Below are 4,432 nucleotides of genomic sequence, written 5' to 3'. Positions count from 1 at the left end.
GCTGGCCGTCGCCGCCGCCGCCCTCGACGTCGCCGTCCCCTTCGGGGCCGCGCTGTTCGTCGCGCCCGCGTCGGGACTCGTCGGCTGGTCGCCCCTCCCCGGCGGGTCGGGCGGCATCGAAGTCGCCGTCACCGCCGGACTGGCCGCCACCGCTGGCGTCCCGGTCAGCGCCGCGGCGGCCGTCGCCCTCCTCTACCGAGTGTGTAGCTACTGGGTCGTGGTCGTGGTCGACGCCGCCGCGGCCGGACTGCTGGCGACGCTCGAAACGTGAGAAACGCCGTCTCCGGCCTCAGCCGTCGTCGAATCGCTCGGCGGCCGAACTGAAGCCGAACTCCGCCTGTTCGCGGGAGCGTCGCTCCTCGCGCGCGGCGAACGCCTCGGGGTCCGGCGAGGCGTCGTCGTCGACGCGCGCGAACGACTTGTGGACCTTCGTGTGACACCACCGGCAGAGCGCGACGGTTATCTCGTGGCTCGGCTCCGACCCCTCGGTCCGGTCGCTCCCGCCCCCGTACGACAGGTGGTGTTCTTCGAGGAGGGGCCGCGCACCCCCCTCGTGGGCCATGCGGACTTCCTCCAGTCCGCACCGGACGCACTCGCGGCCGTCGGTCGTCGAACGGTAGTGCGGGCAGTCGCGGAACTCGCAGTCCTCGTCGGCGGCGACGCAGTCGTAGTCGGCGGCGCGGCGGTCGGCCGCGAACGAGGGGTCGTCGCCGGCCCGGTCGAGGGCGAAGCGACACCGGCCGTCGCCCGTGAGGTGGTCGCAGACGCCAGCGTGGTCGTACGGGTCGTCCACGCCGACGGGGGTTCCCGTGGGCGTCTCCTCCATGACTCGCCTTTCGCGTCGTCGGCCTTCAATCCGCGGACCGGCGGCGACCGTCACCGGGCGCGTTGACTTTATGTGGTCACCGGGTGACGGCCCGTCGTGCACGTCGAACACCGTCGGGACGGCAAGCCCCGAACCATCGCCAGCGACGTGGAAGTCGCAGACTCGTTCCTGTCGAAGTCGCGCGGACTGATGTTCCGCCGCCGGATTCCGGACGACTACGCCCTCGTCTTCGAGTTCGACGACGTGGACAGGCGGAGCCTCCACATGCTGTTCGTCCCGTTCGACATCGACGCCCTCTGGTTGGTCGGCGAGGAAGTGACGAAGACGAAGCGTCTCTCGGGGTGGACGGGAATCGGGTTCGGGCTCGCGGACCGCATCGTCGAACTGCCCGCCGGCGCGGCCGACGGCGTCGAACGCGGCGACACCGTCCGCGTCGTCGAGTGACGGGGCGGTTCCGGTCCGACGGCGAAATCTGTCATGAAGGTCCATTTTAAGTCCGTCCGCGGTAAGGGTGCGTGTGAGCACATGACTCGTGGTCGATTTATTCGGGGGTAACCCCAACACACCCCTCGCATCCGTTCTGGATTCTGACGACACCGTACAGCTGTTAGATACGACGCTCCGCGACGGCGAGCAAGCGCCGGGTATCTCGCTCTCGCCGGAGGAGAAGGCGGACATCGCGCGCGCCCTCGACCGGGCGAACGTCCCGTACATCGAGGCCGGGAGCGCCTGCACCGGGCAGGGCGAACGCGAGACCATCCGTCGCGTCACCGACCTCGGTCTGGACGCGACGATAACCAGTTTCGCCCGCGGCGTCAAGCGCGACGTGGACCTCGCACTCGACTGCGACGTGGACGGCGTCACCATCGTCGTCCCCGCCAGCGACAAGCACGTCGAGGGCAAGGTCGGCACGACGCGCGACGAGGTGGTCGAGACGACCGGTGACCTCGTCGCCTACGCGAAGGACCACGACCTGTGGGTCGAGGTCATCGGCGAGGACGGGTCCCGCGCGGACCTCGACTTCCTCGTCGACATCGCGTCGGCCGCGCTCGACGCCGGCGCCGACCGGTCGTGTTACGCCGACACCGTCGGCCACGCGAGTCCCGAGACGACGTACGAGTACGTCTCCGCGCTGGCCGAACTCGGTCCGGTGTCGACGCACACGCACGACGACCTCGGACTGGCGATGACGAACGTCTACGCCAGTCTCGCCGCCGGGGCCGACATGGTCCACGGCACGGTCAACGGCATCGGCGAACGCGCCGGCAACGTCGCCCTCGAAGAGGTGGCGATAGCGCTCTCGCACTGCTACGGCGTCGAGACGGCGAAACTCGACGAACTCTACGCGCTGGCGCAGAAGGTGTCCCACGCGACGGGCGTCCCCCTCCCGCCGAACAAGGCGGTCGTGGGCGAGAACGCCTTCACGCACGAGAGCGGCATCCACACCGACGGGACGCTGAAGGACGACGCGATGTACGAACCCTACCCGCCGGAGACGGTGGGGCGGGAGCGTCGCCTCGTCCTCGGAAAACACGCCGGGCGCGCGGGCGTCGCGGCGGCCCTCGACGAACACGACGTGGAGGTGGACGACGACGAACTCGCGGCCGTCGTCCAACGCGTGAAGAACGTCGGCGACCGGGGCAAGCGCGTCACGGACGCCGACCTCCTCGCCATCGCCGAGGACGTGCAGGGGCGGGACCGCGACCGGCGGGTCGAACTCCTCGACCTCACGGCCGCGTCGGGCGGCGGAACGCCGACAGCGTCCGTTCGCCTCCGCGTGAACGACGACGAACGCGTCGCGTCGGGCACCGGGAGCGGTCCGGTGGACGCCGCCGTCGAGGCGGTTCGTTCTGCGCTCGGCCCCGACGCCGACGCGCAACTGGACTCTTACCACGTGGACGCCATCACCGGCGGCACGGACGCCGTCGTCACCGTCGAGGTGGAGATGTCCTACGGCGACCGCTCGGTCACCGTGGCGACCAGCGACTCGGACATCACTCGCTGCAGCGTCGAGGCGATGGTCGAGGCCCTCGACCGACTCCTCGTCGCCGCCGACGGCGAACCGGACGACACGGCCGAGTCGCCGCCGCACGCGGACGACTGAGGCGTCGGCCGTCGGCGCGGTGACCGTCGAAGCGGCAACAGTCGGAGCGGTGACCGCTCCGACCTCGGCTCCCTTCTTATCGACGTTCGTCGGCGACGAGCGTCGTCGTTCCCGCCCGCCGTTCGAAGTGGACGTCCGCGTCGCCGGCGAACCGCGTCCGGGCGTACTCGACGACGCGTGCGGTTCGGAACTCGGTGACCTCGATTCGGCGTGTCTGCCCTGTCCGTTCGTCGGTTCGCTCGACGGCGAGCGCGTTCATACCGATACATTCGCGAGAACGGATAAGTAGGCAATCCTAGTGGAGTGAAAGTGAAACCGCAGGACTGCGTCGTCCCGGCCGTCGAGTCGGGGGCGGCGACGCGCCCGCGTTACTTCGGGAACGACTTCGACGCCCACCCGGTGGCACCGCTGGGATAGGGGCCCTCCTCCTCGCGCGGTTGGACCGCGCCGGTGCCGTCGGTGGCGCGGACGACGACGGTGTGCTCGCGGCCGGGGTCGTCGTAGGTGTACGCCCACTGCCGCCACGCGTCTTCGGCCGCCTCGCCAGACTCGTCGGTGCCGGCGGGGAGGCGGTCCGACAGCGTCGCGTCGGCCCACGTCTCGCCGCCGTCGACGGAGACTTCGACGCGTTCGATGCCGCGCGTGCCGGCGTAGGCGTGTCCGCCCACCCGTCGCCGGCCGTCAAGTCGCTCGCTGGCCGAGAGCTTGGCGACGGTGTTAACCGGGCCGGTGCCGTGCCAGCCTCGCCGCTCCCAGAAGCCCTTCTCGGGGCCGTCCAGAATCTCCATCTCGGTGACCCACTTGACGTTTATCTCCCCCCAGTGACCGGGGATGAGCGCTCTGACGGGGTGGCCGTGCCCGCGGGGGAGCGGTCCGCCGCCCTTCCCGTAGGCGAGGAACCCCTCCGTCAGCGCTTCCACGGGGAACTCCTCGAAGTAGCCGTCCGCCGCGCGGAGCATGACGTGACTTCCCTGCGGGTTCACCTCCTCTAAGATGCGCGAGATGGGGACGCCCGTCCAGAGGTCGGTGTCCATCAATTTCCCGTCGACGGGGTCGCTGACGCACCGGAGCGTGACGAACCGGTGTTCGGTACCTATCGCGGTCAACTCGTCGTAGGTGTACGACAGGGGGCGTTCGACGCTCCCGGTCACCGAGAGCGACCACTGGTCGGCCCGGAGGTTCGGATCCACGTTGCTGATGTCGACCTGATAGAAGTCGGTACTGACGAGTCCCTCCAACCCCGCCACGTCGAGCGACCGGCGTTCGGCCTCGGCGAGGTAGCGGTCGACCACCGACGGTTCCTCGGATACCTCGTCGGCGGCGGTCCGTTCGGCCGACGAACCCGATTCGACCGCCTCCGCGTCCGCCGGTGCGGAATCGGTGCGCACCGACGCCGCGGTGTCGGCGGAGTCCGACGACGACCCGAGCAGGTAGCCGACGACGCCCACGCCGAACGTCGTCGCCACGCCGCCGAGCAGACGCCGCCGGTCGGCCGCCGTCGA

At 70.2% G+C, this 4,432-nt stretch carries 6 protein-coding genes; 3 read left to right on the top strand and 3 right to left on the bottom strand.

Annotated features, from left to right (window positions below; translation table 11 throughout):
* On the top strand, window positions 1–271 hold a 271-nt coding region (locus GJ632_RS19865; protein WP_197428110.1), incomplete at its 5' end, for a lysylphosphatidylglycerol synthase domain-containing protein.
* An 18-nt stretch (window positions 272–289) separates the two neighbouring features.
* Here GJ632_RS19865 and GJ632_RS19860 read toward each other — a convergent pair.
* A complete protein-coding gene (locus GJ632_RS19860; protein WP_191453839.1) occupies window positions 290–826 on the bottom strand; it encodes a hypothetical protein in 537 nt (178 codons plus the stop codon).
* Window positions 827–922: 96 nt separating this feature from the next.
* Here GJ632_RS19860 and GJ632_RS19855 point away from each other — a divergent pair, with 96 nt between their 5' ends.
* Both GJ632_RS19855 and GJ632_RS19850 read left to right on the top strand, forming a co-directional pair.
* Entirely contained in the window at window positions 923–1,270 is a 348-nt protein-coding gene (locus tag GJ632_RS19855) for a DUF192 domain-containing protein (RefSeq protein WP_343161280.1), read from the top strand.
* Window positions 1,271–1,358: 88 nt separating this feature from the next.
* Window positions 1,359–2,930: a (R)-citramalate synthase gene (locus GJ632_RS19850; protein WP_343161279.1), complete on the top strand. Its 1,572-nt coding sequence runs from the start codon at window positions 1,359–1,361 to the stop codon at window positions 2,928–2,930.
* A gap of 76 nt (window positions 2,931–3,006) precedes the next feature.
* Here GJ632_RS19850 and GJ632_RS19845 read toward each other — a convergent pair whose 3' ends face one another.
* Together GJ632_RS19845 and GJ632_RS19840 are read right to left on the bottom strand one after the other, a co-directional pair.
* Entirely contained in the window at window positions 3,007–3,189 is a 183-nt protein-coding gene (locus GJ632_RS19845) for a hypothetical protein (RefSeq protein ID WP_089804942.1), read from the bottom strand.
* 109 nt (window positions 3,190–3,298) lie between these two features.
* The coding region (locus tag GJ632_RS19840) for a molybdopterin-dependent oxidoreductase (RefSeq protein ID WP_191453838.1) at window positions 3,299–4,432 on the bottom strand (1,134 nt) is incomplete at its 5' end.

This window comes from Halogeometricum sp. CBA1124, assembly GCF_009741955.1.
Taxonomy (GTDB): Archaea; Halobacteriota; Halobacteria; order Halobacteriales; family Haloferacaceae; genus Halogeometricum; species Halogeometricum rufum.
Note: the sequence above shows the minus strand (reverse complement) of the source record. Positions and strands in the feature narration are given on the sequence as shown.

Bases quoted from the DNA above. Each gene is read 5' to 3' on its own strand.
- GJ632_RS19860 (WP_191453839.1), bottom strand. From the start codon at position 826: ATGGAGGAGACGCCCACGGGAACCCCCGTCGGCGTGGACGACCCGTAC.
- GJ632_RS19845 (WP_089804942.1), bottom strand. From the start codon at position 3,189: ATGAACGCGCTCGCCGTCGAGCGAACCGACGAACGGACAGGGCAGACA.